Here is a 13912-nt window from a genome sequence, read left to right as displayed (position 1 = left end):
CTCGCCGCCCTACCCTCGCGACACAGCTATCTGCAAGGGAACGATCATATGGCGAAAGTCACTGTCTCCAGCGTCATCGACGCACCGGTCGAAAAGGTCTGGGCGCGGATACGCGACTTCAACGGGCTGCCGAGCTGGCACCCGCGCATGGTCGAGAGCCATATCGAGAACGGCAAGGACGCCGGCGCGATCGGCTGCGTGCGCAACTTTCAGCTCGCCAGCGGCGCCCGCATCCGCGAGAAGCTGCTCGACTTCTCCGACGACAATTTCCTCGTCAGCTACTCCATCCTGGAGACGCCGCAACCGCTGACCAACCACCAGGCGACGCTGCAGCTGCGCCGGGTTACCGATGGCGACCGCACCTATGCCGAATGGACCGCAAGCTTCGACGCAGCCGCGGAAGAAGCTGACAAATTGGCCGAAGGCATGGGCGCCAACGTCTTCCAGGGCGGCTTTAACGCTTTGAAAAGTCATTTCGCTGGCCAAAGCTGAGCAAAGGAGCGTGCCATGGCGCTTGCATTGCAGAATTTCTCGACGGTCAAGGACGCCAATGCGGCGCTGAAAGCCGCCGGCACCCGCTATCTCGGCGGCGGCACGCTGGTCGTGCGCGCCGCCAATGAAGGCGACGTTTCGGTCTCCAGCCTGATAAGGTCGACCGAGCCAGCGCTGTCGGCCATCACTGTTTCCGGCAGCGAGGTCCGCATCGGCGCTTCGGTGACCATGGCGGCGATCGCTCGTCACCCGGATCTGACTTCCCTCAGCCACGCAGCGCGCGCCGTCGGTGGGCCGGCGATCCGCAACATGGCGACCGTCGGCGGCAATCTCTTCGCGCCGGCGCCCTATGGCGATTTTACCGTGGCGCTGCTGGCGTTGGAAGCAGTTGTCGGCACCGATGACGGCGAGGTGCCGATCGAAGCCTTCCTGGCAAAACGCGAAAGCAATCACGCCATCGTCACTTCGGTCGACTTCAGCTTGCCAGTCGACGGCGGCTTTCGCTTCCTGAAAGTGTCGCGGGTCAAGCCGAAAGGCGTCTCTGTGCTGAGCATCGCCGCCGTGCTGGAACAGGCGCCGGACGGAACCGTGTCATCGGCGCACATCGCGCTTGGCTGCATGGCCGACCGGCCGATGCGCGCAAAGGCGGCGGAGAAGGCGCTGCTCGGCCGGAAACTCACCAGCGATGGCATCGCGCCAGCGCTGGCTGTTGCGAGCGACGGCACCTCGCCGATTACCGATCCGATCGCCAGTGCCTGGTATCGCAACGAAGTCCTGCCGGTCCATCTCGGCCGGCTTTTGCTCGCCTGAAAGCCAGCTTGGCTGCGGCGCAAGGAGTAAAAAAAAATGGCAAAGGTCCCGGTTCAGTTCACGCTCAACGGCGCGGAGAAGGCCGAATTCATCGACAGCGGCACGACGTTGCTTCATGCACTGCGCGACAAGATCGGGGACACCTCGCCGAAAGGCGGCTGCCATCAGGGCACATGCGGCGCCTGCTCGGTCATCATCGACGGCGAGCTGCGGCTGTCCTGCCTGACGCTCGCCGAGACCTGCAACGGCGCCGCCATCACCACTACGTCGGGGCTTTCGCAAGGCGGCGTACTGCATCCTTTGCAGCGCGCCTTCCTCGACGCTTTCGCCACCCAATGCGGCTTCTGCACGCCGGGCATGATCATTGCCGCCAAGGTGCTGCTCGATCACACGCCGGACCCCAGCCGCGACGAGGTGGTCGAGGCGCTGTCGGGCAATATCTGCCGCTGCACCGGCTACGAGCCCATCATCCAGGCGGTGCTGACCGCCGCGCGGTCCAATTCGCAGAACGCGGCTTGAGGGGAGTAAAAAGATGGAACTCCGCAAGAGCTATTTCGCCGACCAGCGCAAGGACGATCTGCACGAGATCGGCCAGCCGCGGCCGCGCTCGGATTCGCCCGGTCATGTCACCGGCAAGACCGCCTATTTCGCCGACCGCAATTTTCCAGGCATGCTGCATCTGAAGATGGTGCGCAGCCCGCATCATCACGCCCGCATCCGCAGCATCGACACTTCAGAGGCGCAGATGCATCCGGGCGTGGTGAAAGTCCTGACCGCCAAGGACGTGCCGCACAATGTCTACACCATCCTGATCCTGATCCAGATCGGCCCGGAAGACGAGACGGTGCTGGCCGACGGCAAGGTGCGCTGGAAAGGCGAAGCCGTGGTGGCGGTGCTGGCCGAGACCGAGCGTGCCGCCCAGGAAGCAGCGGCCAAGGTCAAGGTCGACTACGAGGTGCTGCCGGCCGTCTTCGACATGGAAGAAGCGCTTAAGCCCGGTGCGCCCGTTGTCAACGAATATCACGGCCGGAATTATTACCTCTATGACAGCGGCGAATGCCGCAAGGTGCGCTTCGGCGATGTCGAGGCCGGCTTCGCCGGCGCCGATCACGTGCTCGAACAGACCTATCAATCGTCGCCGATCGAGCACGCGCCGACCGAGACGACCGGCTGCATCGTCGCGCCGGAGGGCAACGACCGCTTCACCTGCTACACCAACACGCAAGCGATGTTCTTCACGCTCGACAACGCCTCGATCATCCTGCAGATGCCCGGCAACAGACTGCATTTCGTCGGCGGCACCGTCGGCGGCGGCTTTGGCGGCAAGGTCGACGTCATCGTCGAGCCGATCGCCATCCTCGGCGCCAAGCTGACCGGGCGGCCGGTCTCCTTCATCTACAGCCGCGAGGAGGAGATGCAGATTTCCTCGCCGCGCGCCGCCGAAAAGGTCGTCATCAAGGACGGCGTCATGAAGGATGGCCGCATCGTCGCCAGAAAAGTCACCGGCTACACCGATGCCGGCGCCTATTCGCGCCATTCGCCCTATGGCGCGCAGAAGGGCGCCGCTCACTATCCCGGCCCCTACACCATCCCGAACGTCTGGATCGACACCTACTGCGTCTACACCAACCGCACCCCCTCCTCCGCCATGCGCGGCTTCGGCGTCACCATCGGCGATTTCGCGCTTGAGGTGCAGATGGACAAGCTCGCCCGGCTGATCGGCATGGACCCGCTCGAATTCCGCTTCATCAACGCCTACCGCGACGGCGACATGAAGGCGCACCGCCAGCCGACCGAGGGCGCGGCCCTGATCGAGTGCATGCAGGAAGCCTCGCGCGCCGCCAACTGGCCGGTGGCGGAAAAATTCATGGCGATGTCGTCCTACGCGAAGGGAGCTTGAAATGGCGATCAGGCGCGGGCGCGGCGTCGCCGCGATCAACTATCCGACCGGCATGAATCTCGGCGGCGACCCAACCCAGGCGCTGGTCCATTCGACGCCGACCGGCAATTTCATGGTGACGCTGTCGAGCGTCGATCTCGGCCAGGGGATGAAGCAGATCATGGCGCAGATCTGTGCCGAGACGATCGGCGTTCCGACCGACCGCGTCGTCGTCGACACCGCCGACACCGACACCGGCCCGCACTGCATGGGCACCTTCGCCTCGCGCGGCACGCACCGCGCCGGCAACGCCGTCATCCAGGCGGCCAGGGAAGCCCGGCAGGTGATGCTGGAAGTTGCCGCCGAGGAACTTGAAGTGAACGCTTCGGATCTCGAGACCGACGGCCAGGGCAACATCCTGGTCAAGGGCGCGCCGCAAAGATCGATCTCGATCTTCGATGTCGCGCTGTCGGCTCACTTCAAGCGCGGCCGCTCGATTTCCGGCCGCGGCATGTTTTTGATCCCGCGCTCCTATCCCGAGAAAGAAACCGGCGCGATGAAGCCGTCGACCTGCTACGCGCATGCCTGCACGGTGGCCGAAGTCGAGGTCGACGACGAGACTGGCGAGGTCACCGTGCTGACGGTCAAGAACGTCTTCGAGATCGGCCGCGCGCTGAACCCGAAGATGATCGAGCAGCAGCTCGTCGGCGGCTCGTGGATGGGCATCAGCCACGCGCTCTACGAGACGACCGAGCCCTATTATCCCAATCGCGATCACGGCGGCACCGACTTCAACCAGTATCTGATGCCGGGACCGGGCGATCTTGCGCAAACCGAGATCATCGTGCTGGAGAGGCCCTCGGCCGACGGACCCTTTGGCGCCAAGGGGCCGGGCGAAATGTGCGCCAACCCGCAAATCCCGGCGGTCGCGAACGCGGTCTTCGACGCCGTCGGCGTGCGCATCGACACGCTGCCGATCACGCCGGAACGCATCCTGCGGGCGCTGAAGGCGCAAGCCTCGAACTGAGTGTTGGAAATGCCCAAAAAAAGCGCCCGGACTAGAAGTGTCGACACTGTCGCCATTTCGCCGGAGGCGGTGGCATCGCGCCTCGCCGCCTCGCGCTATCTGGCCGATGAAAGCCTGGCCACCGCCATTTTCCTGGCGATCCGGCTGGGCAAGCCGCTGCTGCTCGAAGGCGCGCCGGGCGTCGGCAAGACCGAGGCGGCCAAGGCGATAGCCGAACTGCTCGGGCGCGATCTGGTGCGGCTGCAATGCTACGAAGGCATCGACGCCGCGCATGCGCTTTACGAATGGAACTATCAGCGCCAGTTGCTCGCCATCCGTCATGCCGGCGAGCATGAGGTCGACATCTATGACGACCGTTTTTTGATCGCACGGCCGCTGCTGCAGGTGCTGAAGGCGCCGCAAAAGCGCGTGCTGCTGGTCGACGAGATCGACCGCTCCGACCATGAGTTCGAAGCGCTGCTGCTGGAATTTCTTTCCGAGTTCCAGATCAGCATTCCCGAGCGCGGCACCATCCGCGCGACGGCCCAGCCGATCGTCATCCTGACCTCAAACCGCACCCGCGAACTGGCGGAGGCGTTGCGGCGGCGCTGCGTCTACCACTGGATCACCTATCCCGACGCCGAGCGCGAGGCCGCCATCATCATGCTGCGCGCCGGCGACGTCGCCAACGCCACGGCGCGCGCCGTGGCTGCTGCCGTGCGCGACATTCGCGCCCGTCCGCTGGCCAAGCCGCCGGGCATCGCCGAAGCGGTCGAATGGGCGAACGCCGCGACCATCCTCGAAAAGGGCGGCAGCCCGTGGCCGGAAGCCTTCCGCCGCGCCATCGGCGTACTGATCAAGGACGAGGAGGACCTGTCCTACATCGCCCCCGAGCTTGGCCGGATCGTCGAGGAGGCACTGGCGTGACGGGTGACGTCAAAAATCCCTTTTCCCCGTTCACGGGGAGGCGGCTGAATGTGGATCGATCTCACCGCTTGCGGGACAGCACCCCCCTCTGTCATGCCGGACATCTCCCCCTCAAGGGGGGAGATTGGCAGTTTCGGCGCTTCGCTCAGTTCTGCGATGTTGGAGATTTGCGAAATCCGGGATGTCAGCCGATCTCCCCCCTTGAGGGGGAGATGTCCGGCAGGACAGAGGGGGGTGCGAAGGAATGATGTGGGGAGAAAGCTTACCCCGCGCCGCAGCACCCTTGCTCGGCTTTGGCCGGCTGCTGCGCCGCTACGGCTTTGCAGTCGCGCCAGAACAAGTCTCAGGCTTCATGCAGGCGGTGACGTTGCTCGGGCCCCGCTCGATGGCCGACATCCACGAAGCGGCGCTTGCCACGCTGGCGCCGCCGCCCGACCGCCGCGACGAATTCGAGGCGCATTTCCAGAGCTATTTCTACGGCAACACCGCGGCCGTCATCGAAGGCGAGGCCGATGAGGAAACCCGCATCAAGGACGACGGCGGCGCCAGCGACGAAGAGAACGAGGTGGCGCGCCAGGAGGAAGGCGGCGCGCTATCGTCCGGCGCCGAACAGTTGCGCGCCCGCGACTTCCAGCGCGACGGCGACGGGCTTGCCGCCTTCCGCCGCAAGCTCGCTACCGCCCTGCCCGCCCGCCGCTCCTTCCGTACCGTGCGCACGCACGCGCGCGGCAAGCTCGATCTGCGCCGCTCGCTGCGCGAAATCGTCAGTGCCGACGGCGATATACCGTCGCCGCTGCTGCGCCGCCGGCAGACCGTGCCGCGCAAGCTTTTGTTGCTGATCGACGTGTCCGGCTCGATGAAGCTCTACACATCGGATTATCTCAAGCTGGCGCACGCGGCGGTGCAAGGCGCGGACCGGGCTGAAATTTTCACCTTCGGCACGCGGCTGACCCGCATCACCACCGCGCTGCGCATTCGCGACCGCGACCAGGCGCTCGCCCGCGTCGCAGCATTGGTCGACGACTGGGATGGCGGCACCCGCATGGGACCGACGCTGCTCGCCTTCCTGTCGGTGCCGCGCTTTTCCTCACTTGCGCGCGGGGCGGCGGTCGTCATCCTGTCCGATGCGCTGGAGCGCGGCGACCATGCCGAGCTTGAAATGGCGATGCGCCGGCTGAGCGCCCGCGCCTTCCGGCTGTCGCTGGCGACGCCGCTGGCCGGCGATCCGCGTTTCCGGCCAGCGACGGCAGCGCTTCGCGCCATCCTGCCGCTGCTCGACGATCTGGCCGACGGCTCGTCGATAGCCGGTCTCAGCGATTTCATCCTGTCGCTCGCCCGCCCCGCTGCGGCGGCGGCAGCAATCTGGAAAAGGGTTTCATGATGAAAAAGGCGATCGACGCGCATTTCCACATCTGGCGCCAAGAGGACCAGCCCTGGCTGCGCGGGCCGATGGTGCCGCGCATTTTTGGTCCCTACGAGCCGATCCGCCGCGACTACCCGATCGAGGAATTCCTCGCCGACCAGCAGGGCTCGGGCGTCGAGAAGGCGGTCTATGTCCAAACCAACTGGGCCAAGGAGGATTTCGAGACCGAAGTCGCCTTCCTGCAGACGACGGCTAACGAAACCGGCTGGCCGCATGCGATCGTCGGCTATGCCGACATGACGGTGGACGATATCAGTCCGCAGATCGACCGGCTGATCAAATACCCCCTGCTGCGCGGCGTGCGCATGCAATTGCATTGGCACGAAACGCCGGCCTTCCGCTTCGCCGCGTCCGCCGATCAGGTTGTCGACCCGAAGGTGCGGGCCAATGTGACGCGGCTGAAGGACTTTGGCCTGTCCTTCGACCTTCAGCTTTTCCCGGCCCAGATGAAGGACGGGCTAACGCTTGTCGGCGAAAATCCTGAAACCAATTTCATCCTCACCCATGCCGGCATGCTGACCGACATGTCGGAGGAATCCACACAAGCCTGGAAGGCCGGCCTGCGCACGCTTTCAGCAGCGCCAAACCTCTACGCCAAGCTGTCCGGCCTCGGCACCTTCGTCCATCGCAACGACCCGACGCTGATCGCCTACATCGTCGACAACGCGATCGACATCCTCGGCAGCGACCGTCTGATGTTCGGCTCGAACTTCCCGATCGAGAAACTGTGGACCAGCCACGCAGAGCTGATCAAGGCGCACCGGGAGGCGGTGGCGAAGCATGGTGCGGCCGCGGAGGCGGATATCTTCTGGAACACGGCGGAGCGGGTGTATCGGCCAGTGTGACCTTTAGTTGGATTCGTCCCACGGATTTATGACCGCCACGCCTGCTGCCTCGAAAGGAGACGTGTCGCGCGTGGCGACTGAATAACCGTGGGAGGCCGCTGTGGCGGCGATATACCCGTCAGCTCTATCAATGGCCCTGCCCATCCCCCGCGCATGTGCCATAAGGTTTGCATAGGTCTCCGAGGTCTCCATGTCGAACGGCAGGACACGCCCGGCGAACACCGGCAACACTTCCTGCTCAAGCCGCGCGCGAATCCTGTCTCGACGCTTACCGGCAGGCAGCACTGCAATGCCAAGGCGCAGCTCGGCTACAGTGATCGCCGCCAGATAAAGCGTCTCGACGGACTGCGCGTCGATCCAATCGATGACGCGGCCATTGTTCGTATCCCGCATTGCCTCCGAAATGACGTTCGTATCTAGGAGGATCATCAGTCGAACCTGATCGGCTCGGCTGGCGTCTTGTCGCGCTCAAGTGTGGCCTCGAATGAAGCCCATTCCTCGTCGGTCAGTCTCGCCTCGCGACCGATTTCGGCCAGAAGAGAACCCAGCTTGATCCGCCCTTCTGGTCTTGTCGCATTTTCCAAGATGTCACGGATTTCGGCCTCGGTACTGCGCCCGTGTTGGGCGGCGCGCATCTTGAGAGCACGATGCGTCTCAACGGGCAGATTCCGTATCGTGATCGCCGGCATTGATGATATCACTCCTTATAAATCGTCATCAATGATATCATCCAAGGCAATATGCAGTCAACGAGTTAGCCCACCTTGCCAACCTGCCCTTTCTGTACCCTACTTCGCGTAGGGTCCTGTGGGGCATTTCCTTTCGTCTGATGGCGGTCGCACAGGCCGTCGACCTGCGCGACGGGCTGACGCTGGCGCCGGGCACAGCGGGAATGCACGCGGCCGTGCGTGCCCTCGTCGCGCCGCTCAGGGAAGACGGGACGCTGGGAATCGACGCCGAGGCGCTTTACGCTGGCGCTGGCGACGGGAACATGGCGGCCATAGTGCCGTCGCATATGTTGGCTGACGATATTGTCGAGCAGCCGGCGCGTCTCATCCGGCGTCGATGTTCTCCATGAACCGACCGAGCTGATCCGGGTCCATATGCACGACATGCTTGTCTTCGGGATAAGCCATGCTGTTGACGTCGGCGACATATTCGGAAAAAGCGGCGATGCGTTCCGCCTGCAGGCGGTCAAATTCGGCGGCGAAATTGCGATAGACCTTGGAATGGCGCGGCATGTGGCTGCGGTTCTGGCCAAGGACGTCGTCGGCGAACAGATATTGCGCGTCGCAGCCGGTGCCGGCTCCCATCGACAGCATGATCAGCGAGGTGCGTTCCGAAATCGCCTTGGCCACCTCGACCGGCACCACTTCGATCTCGGCGCCGATCGCGCCGGCCGCTTCGTATTGCTTGACGGCCTCGAAAATCTGCATGGCGCTGTCGGCGGTCTTGCCGACAGCCTTGAAGCCGCCGGTCCAGGTGGCGCGCGACGGGATCAGGCCGACATGGCCGATCACCGGGATATTGTCATCGGCCAGCCGTTTGACGGTGGCAAAGCCGGCGCTGCAATAAACCGCATCGGCGCTCGCCTTGTAGAGCCGGAACGCCCAGCGGACGAAATCGTCGGCTGTGCCGATCTCGTAGAAATTGTCGCCCGGCATGGTGAACAGGCTGGGTGCGGCATCGCGGTATTGCGGATTGAGTACCAATTCCGGCGGCACCGAGACGATGTCGACACCGGCTCGTTCAGCAGCCTCGGCCTCTTCCATCGTCAGCACCCGCAGCATGGTCAATTGCCGCTTGCCCTTCATGGCGCGCAGGTCTGCCACCGTCGGTCTTTTCCGGCTCATCGATTTTGGTCCCCTTTTTGCACTACGGAAGGCTGGTCAGGATTTTGCATGATCTTTTCCGAACCGAAGGTCAGCGCAGCAAAAAACCGGTTCCCACTTTTCGGGATCATGCTTTAGATCTGGATCATCACCTTGCCAGCTTCGACCTTCACCGGATAGGTCTGCAGATTGACGCAGACCGGCGCGCCCTTGGCCTGGCCGGTCTTATAGTTGAAGCGGCCATTGTGCTTCGGGCATTCGATGATGTCGTCCATGACAAGCCCATCGGCCAGATGCGCCTTTTCATGTGTGCAAAAGCCGTCTGTGGCAAAGAATTCATCGTCCGGCGAACGGTAGATCGCGAAGCTGCGGCCGCCATGATCGAAGCGGATGACATCCTCTTCGTCGACATCGTCCACGGCGCACGCCTCGACCCAATCGGCCATCTCTATTTTCTCCCGAAATTCCTTCGTTGCGTGCTGCGCAATGCTATTCAGCTGCTGCCGACATGTTCACGTCGTGGAACTCGCCACGGTAGGGCCGTGCCGTCGGCGGCAGCTCGCGCTTGAGGAAATAGTCCTCGTATTTGAGCTGCCTGAGCAGGACCGGCCAGACCTCGCGATAGGCATGCCACATCGACGGGTTCGGCGCCGGCAGATCGTGCTTGATCAATTCATGCAGCCTGGGCAGCGCGTGATAGGGCACCATCGGGAACATGTGATGCTCGACGTGGTAGTTCATGTTCCAGTAGATGAAGCGGCTGATCGGATTCATGTACACGGTCCTGGTGTTGAGCCGGTGATCGACGACATTGTCGGCCAGGCCGATGTGCTGCAGCAGGCCGGTCAGCACCATGTGCCAGGTGCCGTAGAGGCGCGGCCCGCCGATCAGCACCAGCGGTATCCACGACTGCATGAAAACCGCGAGCGCGATTGTGGCGATGTAGATGGCGATATGCCAGCGCGCGGCAATGACGACCTTGTGCTGTTCCATCTCGGGCACGTAGCTTTTCTCGTCCGGCGTGAGCTTGCCGACCGCCTGGCGTACCAGTGCCGGAAGCGAATAGCGAAAGTCGAGGATGCCGGTGAAGACGAGCGCGGTGCGCAGCAGGTCCGGCGGGCGCATCACGGCGATCTCGGCGTCGCGCCCGACAATGATTGTATCGGTGTGGTGCCTGGCATGGCTCCAGCGCCAGGTCACCGGGTTGCGCATCAGCATGAAGCTGGCGATCTGGTAGACGACATCGTTCATCCAGCGCGTGCGAAAAGCCGTGCCGTGGCCGCATTCGTGCCAGCGTGAATCGCTGGCGGAGGCATAGAGCACGCCATAGACGAAGAAGAACGGCACGCACCACCAGGTGCCCCAGAAATAGACGCCGCCGGCGGCGGAGACCAGGATGGCGGCGATCCAGATGATCGTGTCGCGGATCGCCGGGCCGTCGGAACGTTGCATCAACTCCTTGATGACCTTGCGCGGGACATCGGTGTGATACCATTCGGCGGAAGCCAGTCCCGTCTCGATCGCCCTGCGTGTGCTTTCGCCAACCAGGCTGTAATCGCGCTTCACCTTGCCAGCCATTGTGACCTCCAATTTCCGAACGGCCGCGAGCCCTCTCCACTCCGGCCGGGGCCAGCCAACCAACTGGTGTTTCGCCTCGCCTTCGCCATTGTCACGACCTGCCTCCCAGAACAGGAAAATGACCCGATGGCCGCGGATAATCCTCCCGCGGCTGCCTGGCAATCGCTGCGATCCGGCTCTCGGCGCCGGCGATCTCGCCGGCGCCGTCGAGAACCCGAAACACCGCTTCGTACGAACGGCTTTCGCCGTGCTCCAGCCAGATCATCTCGCCGCGTTCGCGCGCTGCCAGATTGCCCAGCACATGATGTGTCGACGGCTCGATGCCGAGCGCATAGTGCCCGGCCTGGAAATTCTGCCACTCATAGGCGCAAGGCAACTGGTGCTTGCGGGTGACGACTTCGAGACCGAGGCCGAGACGGTCGTTGACCACCGCCACCGGCACATCGCCTCTGGCGTCGGCGCCGAGTTCGTGCTGCCAGACCTGTTCCGCAAAGCCCAGTTGCGGTGCCGGCGCCGTGCGGTAGCCGACCTTCTGCGCCTCATAGCGCTCGCCGGCATGGCCCGCCCAGACGACGTCGCGGATCGGCGCCAGGTAGCGCGAGCCCTCGTCGAGCACCGGATGGCTGACATTGATGTGATAAAAGTACATATGCGGTGTGCGGCTGAAGCCGTGATTGACGACGCGGTCCGACAGCCGGATCGCGTTGCCGCCGACATCGGCCTCGATCCGCCGCTGCAGATGCAGATCCTCGCCGAACACCGTCGACTGCTGGACGGTTCCTTCGGCCCACAGCACGCAGCGGTCGCCGTCCCAGGTTTCGCCATAGCCGGTCAGGCGCGCCGGGATGGTGCTGACTCGGCCATGCAGCGAATGGCGCACCGACTTCTTCGGTGGATAATTATAGCTGTCGGCGGGCACCTCGTTCATGAACAATATATGGTCGAGGCCGCAGGTCAGCAGCAGGCCGGAAAACGACCGCGCCCAGGCCAGCCCCTCCTCGCCTTCATATTCATGCAGCCCGGGATGGCGAAAGCCGCTCGGCGAATGCCAGCCGATCGCCTGGCCCTTAAAATCGCAATCGGCGATGTCGAGCGCCCGGTCGACCAGCGCGGTGAAGCGCAGGCCGGAGCCGGTGCGGAATTCGAGCATGCGGATGCCGCGCTCGACACCATCGCCAAGCGTCATCAGCCGCACGCCGGCGAATTGCGACAGCATGCCGGAACGTTCCGAGACCTGCCGGCGCGAAAGCGTCTTGCCGTAAAGCTCTACCATCTGACGGGCAGTTCCTTCACTTCGCTCTCGTCTCCCTGAGCAGGGCCGACATGTCGGCGCCGGTGATGATGCTTTCCACGGTCAGCAGGTCGGTATCGGCGACCGTCTGCTCGGCGACGATCTCCCCGCGGCGCATGACGATGATGCGGTCGGCGACCTGAAAGACATGATGGATGTTGTGGGTGATCAAAAGCACCGAATGGCCGGCGGCGCGCACTTCCTTGACGAAGCGCAACACGCCGTGTGTTTCCTCGACGCCGAGATTGTTGGTCGGCTCATCGAGGATGATGACCTTGGCGGCAAACTGCATGGCCCGCGAAATGGCGATCGACTGGCGCTCGCCGCCCGACAGCGTGCTGACCAGCGCATCAGCGTCGAGTTTTTTCGAGATGCCGACGCGCTTCAAAAGCGCCGAGGCGGCGTCGCGCAATTTTGCGAGATCGAGCGGCGCGAACACGCCAAGCCATTTCAGATTGACCGGCTCGCGGCCGAGGAAAAGGTTGCGCGCGATGCTCAGGTCCGGCGCCAGCGACGTGTCCTGATGAATGGTCTCGATACCGAGATCCATCGCATCGCGCGTCGAGCGGATCGAGACTTTCTGGCCGCGCACATAGATGTCGCCGCGGTCGACCGGAAAGACGCCGGAGATCGCCTTGATCAGCGTCGACTTGCCGGCGCCGTTGTCGCCGAGCAAGGCAACGACTTCGCCCTCGTTGAGCGTGAAGGAGGCGCTCTTCAGCGCGCGCACGCTGCCGAAGGACTTTTGCAGATTGTGCAGCCGAAGCACTTCCATGGTCAGCTCCTGGCGGCGTTCTTCTGCAGCAAAGCGTGCAGGATGAGCATGGCAAGGATGATGACGCCGACGAAGATGTTGTAGGCGAGGCCGGGCACGCCGATCAGCACGATGCCGTTGCGGATGCTACGCAGCATCAGCGCTCCGACGATGGTGCCCAGGATGGTGCCGCGGCCGCCGGTGAGCGCGGTGCCGCCGACCACCACCATGGCGATCACTTCGAGTTCGTAGCCGGTGCCGGCAACCGGCGAGGCGGCAGAGATGCGGAAGGCGCTGATCATGCCGGCCAGACCCGCCAGCACCGAGGTCAGGATGAACAGCCAGATCTTGACCGAATCGGCCGGCACCCCGCGCGCCACCGCAGCGTTGCGGTTCGAACCGATGGCGCTGATCCAGTTGCCGAGCTTGGCGTAGTGCAGCACGTAGATCGCCAGCAGCGACAGGCCGATGAACCACCACAGCGAGGTATAGAAACGGAACGTTCCGATATTGAAGCTGCCGGCCAGCAGCGTCACGAAAAAGCCCGGTTGGTCCCAGGATTTCAGCGGAAAGCCTTGCGTAATGTAGAGCGCCGCCCCTCGCACCACGAGCAACATCGACAGCGTCACCAGGAAGGAGGAGATGCCGATCTTGGTGACGATCAGCCCGTTGACCGCACCGATCGCTATGCAGAGCAGTAGGCCGGCAAGCAGCGCGATGCCGATATCGAACCCGCCGTTCTGCACCAGAAGCATGACCACGACCGGTGCAAGTCCGAACACGGCACCGACCGAAAGGTCGAACTCGCCCGCCGTGAGAAGCAGCGTCATGCCGAGCGCGATGATACCGAGTTCGGGCAGGAACGCCATCATGTTGGAGATGTTGAGCGGCGACAGGAAGTTCGCATCGGCGATCGCGAACACCGCCAGCAGGGCAATCAGGATGACGAGCGAAGAGAATTGCGGCGAGCGGATCAGGCTCGACCTTCGTCTCACAACAGGCATTTCCTCTTCTGCGGCGATAGTCATGACTGCTTGGACCATATCTCGGGGTGACGCCCGCCGCCTGCGCAGCG

17 protein-coding genes are annotated in these 13912 nt (G+C 63.6%); 9 read left to right on the top strand and 8 right to left on the bottom strand.

Annotation, left to right across the window (positions count from 1 at the left end):
- The first annotated feature begins 48 nt into the window (after positions 1 to 48).
- From JG739_RS13835 to JG739_RS13800, 8 genes are all read left to right on the top strand, one after another.
- Positions 49 to 492 (top strand): SRPBCC family protein, encoded by a 444-nt coding sequence (locus JG739_RS13835; protein ID WP_202366925.1) that lies wholly within the window; start codon positions 49 to 51, stop codon positions 490 to 492.
- 15 nt (positions 493 to 507) lie between these two features.
- Positions 508 to 1302 (top strand): FAD binding domain-containing protein, encoded by a 795-nt coding sequence (locus tag JG739_RS13830; protein ID WP_202366924.1) that lies wholly within the window; start codon positions 508 to 510, stop codon positions 1300 to 1302.
- A gap of 36 nt (positions 1303 to 1338) precedes the next feature.
- A complete protein-coding gene (locus JG739_RS13825) occupies positions 1339 to 1821 on the top strand; it encodes a (2Fe-2S)-binding protein (RefSeq protein WP_202366923.1) in 483 nt (160 codons plus the stop codon).
- A gap of 13 nt (positions 1822 to 1834) precedes the next feature.
- Positions 1835 to 3202, top strand: coding sequence for a xanthine dehydrogenase family protein molybdopterin-binding subunit (locus JG739_RS36035; protein ID WP_202366922.1), 1368 nt, complete (start codon positions 1835 to 1837; stop codon positions 3200 to 3202).
- A gap of 1 nt (position 3203) precedes the next feature.
- Complete coding sequence (locus JG739_RS36030) at positions 3204 to 4208, top strand: xanthine dehydrogenase family protein molybdopterin-binding subunit (protein ID WP_202366921.1); 1005 nt, start codon at positions 3204 to 3206, stop codon at positions 4206 to 4208.
- Between the two features lie 9 nt (positions 4209 to 4217).
- Positions 4218 to 5114 carry an AAA family ATPase gene (locus tag JG739_RS13810; RefSeq protein ID WP_202366920.1) on the top strand — a complete coding sequence of 299 codons (897 nt, stop codon included), beginning with the start codon at positions 4218 to 4220 and terminating at the stop codon, positions 5112 to 5114.
- A 244-nt stretch (positions 5115 to 5358) separates the two neighbouring features.
- Complete coding sequence (locus JG739_RS13805) at positions 5359 to 6495, top strand: vWA domain-containing protein (protein ID WP_202366919.1); 1137 nt, start codon at positions 5359 to 5361, stop codon at positions 6493 to 6495.
- A complete protein-coding gene (locus JG739_RS13800; RefSeq protein WP_202367459.1) occupies positions 6495 to 7382 on the top strand; it encodes an amidohydrolase family protein in 888 nt (295 codons plus the stop codon). The genes JG739_RS13805 and JG739_RS13800 overlap by 1 nt, the downstream gene beginning before the upstream one ends.
- Positions 7383 to 7385: 3 nt before the next feature.
- Here the strand turns inward: JG739_RS13800 and JG739_RS13795 are convergent, their stop codons facing one another.
- Both JG739_RS13795 and JG739_RS13790 read right to left on the bottom strand, forming a co-directional pair.
- A complete protein-coding gene (locus JG739_RS13795; RefSeq protein ID WP_202366918.1) occupies positions 7386 to 7811 on the bottom strand; it encodes a type II toxin-antitoxin system VapC family toxin in 426 nt (141 codons plus the stop codon).
- Positions 7811 to 8071 carry a FitA-like ribbon-helix-helix domain-containing protein gene (locus tag JG739_RS13790; RefSeq protein ID WP_202366917.1) on the bottom strand — a complete coding sequence of 87 codons (261 nt, stop codon included), beginning with the start codon at positions 8069 to 8071 and terminating at the stop codon, positions 7811 to 7813. The genes JG739_RS13795 and JG739_RS13790 overlap by 1 nt, the downstream gene beginning before the upstream one ends.
- Positions 8072 to 8211: 140 nt before the next feature.
- On the opposite strand from JG739_RS13790, the gene JG739_RS13785 reads away from it, so the two are divergent.
- Entirely contained in the window at positions 8212 to 8460 is a 249-nt protein-coding gene (locus tag JG739_RS13785; RefSeq protein WP_202366916.1) for a hypothetical protein, read from the top strand.
- Here the strand turns inward: JG739_RS13785 and JG739_RS13780 are convergent.
- From JG739_RS13780 to JG739_RS13755, 6 genes are all read right to left on the bottom strand, one after another.
- Entirely contained in the window at positions 8435 to 9235 is an 801-nt protein-coding gene (locus JG739_RS13780) for a 3-methyl-2-oxobutanoate hydroxymethyltransferase (protein ID WP_202366915.1), read from the bottom strand. The genes JG739_RS13785 and JG739_RS13780 overlap by 26 nt on opposite strands.
- A 113-nt stretch (positions 9236 to 9348) precedes the next feature.
- A complete protein-coding gene (locus JG739_RS13775; RefSeq protein WP_128180732.1) occupies positions 9349 to 9660 on the bottom strand; it encodes a MocE family 2Fe-2S type ferredoxin in 312 nt (103 codons plus the stop codon).
- A gap of 43 nt (positions 9661 to 9703) precedes the next feature.
- Entirely contained in the window at positions 9704 to 10792 is a 1089-nt protein-coding gene (locus JG739_RS13770; protein ID WP_202366914.1) for a fatty acid desaturase family protein, read from the bottom strand.
- Between the two features lie 91 nt (positions 10793 to 10883).
- The gene (locus JG739_RS13765) at positions 10884 to 12065 is read right to left on the bottom strand and encodes an aldose 1-epimerase family protein (protein ID WP_202366913.1); all 1182 of its coding nucleotides are present in this window, start codon (positions 12063 to 12065) and stop codon (positions 10884 to 10886) included.
- A gap of 16 nt (positions 12066 to 12081) precedes the next feature.
- Positions 12082 to 12864, bottom strand: a complete 783-nt coding sequence (locus JG739_RS13760; RefSeq protein ID WP_202367458.1) for an ATP-binding cassette domain-containing protein — start codon at positions 12862 to 12864, stop codon at positions 12082 to 12084.
- Positions 12861 to 13880: an ABC transporter permease gene (locus tag JG739_RS13755; protein ID WP_202366912.1), complete on the bottom strand. Its 1020-nt coding sequence runs from the start codon at positions 13878 to 13880 to the stop codon at positions 12861 to 12863. The genes JG739_RS13760 and JG739_RS13755 overlap by 4 nt, the downstream gene beginning before the upstream one ends.
- Positions 13881 to 13912 lie beyond the last annotated feature (32 nt).

The sequence above is a fragment of the Mesorhizobium sp. L-2-11 genome (genome assembly GCF_016756595.1).
Taxonomy (GTDB): domain Bacteria; phylum Pseudomonadota; class Alphaproteobacteria; order Rhizobiales; family Rhizobiaceae; genus Mesorhizobium.
The sequence above is the reverse complement of the archived record's forward strand: the minus strand, read 5'-3'. Positions and strand labels throughout refer to the sequence as shown.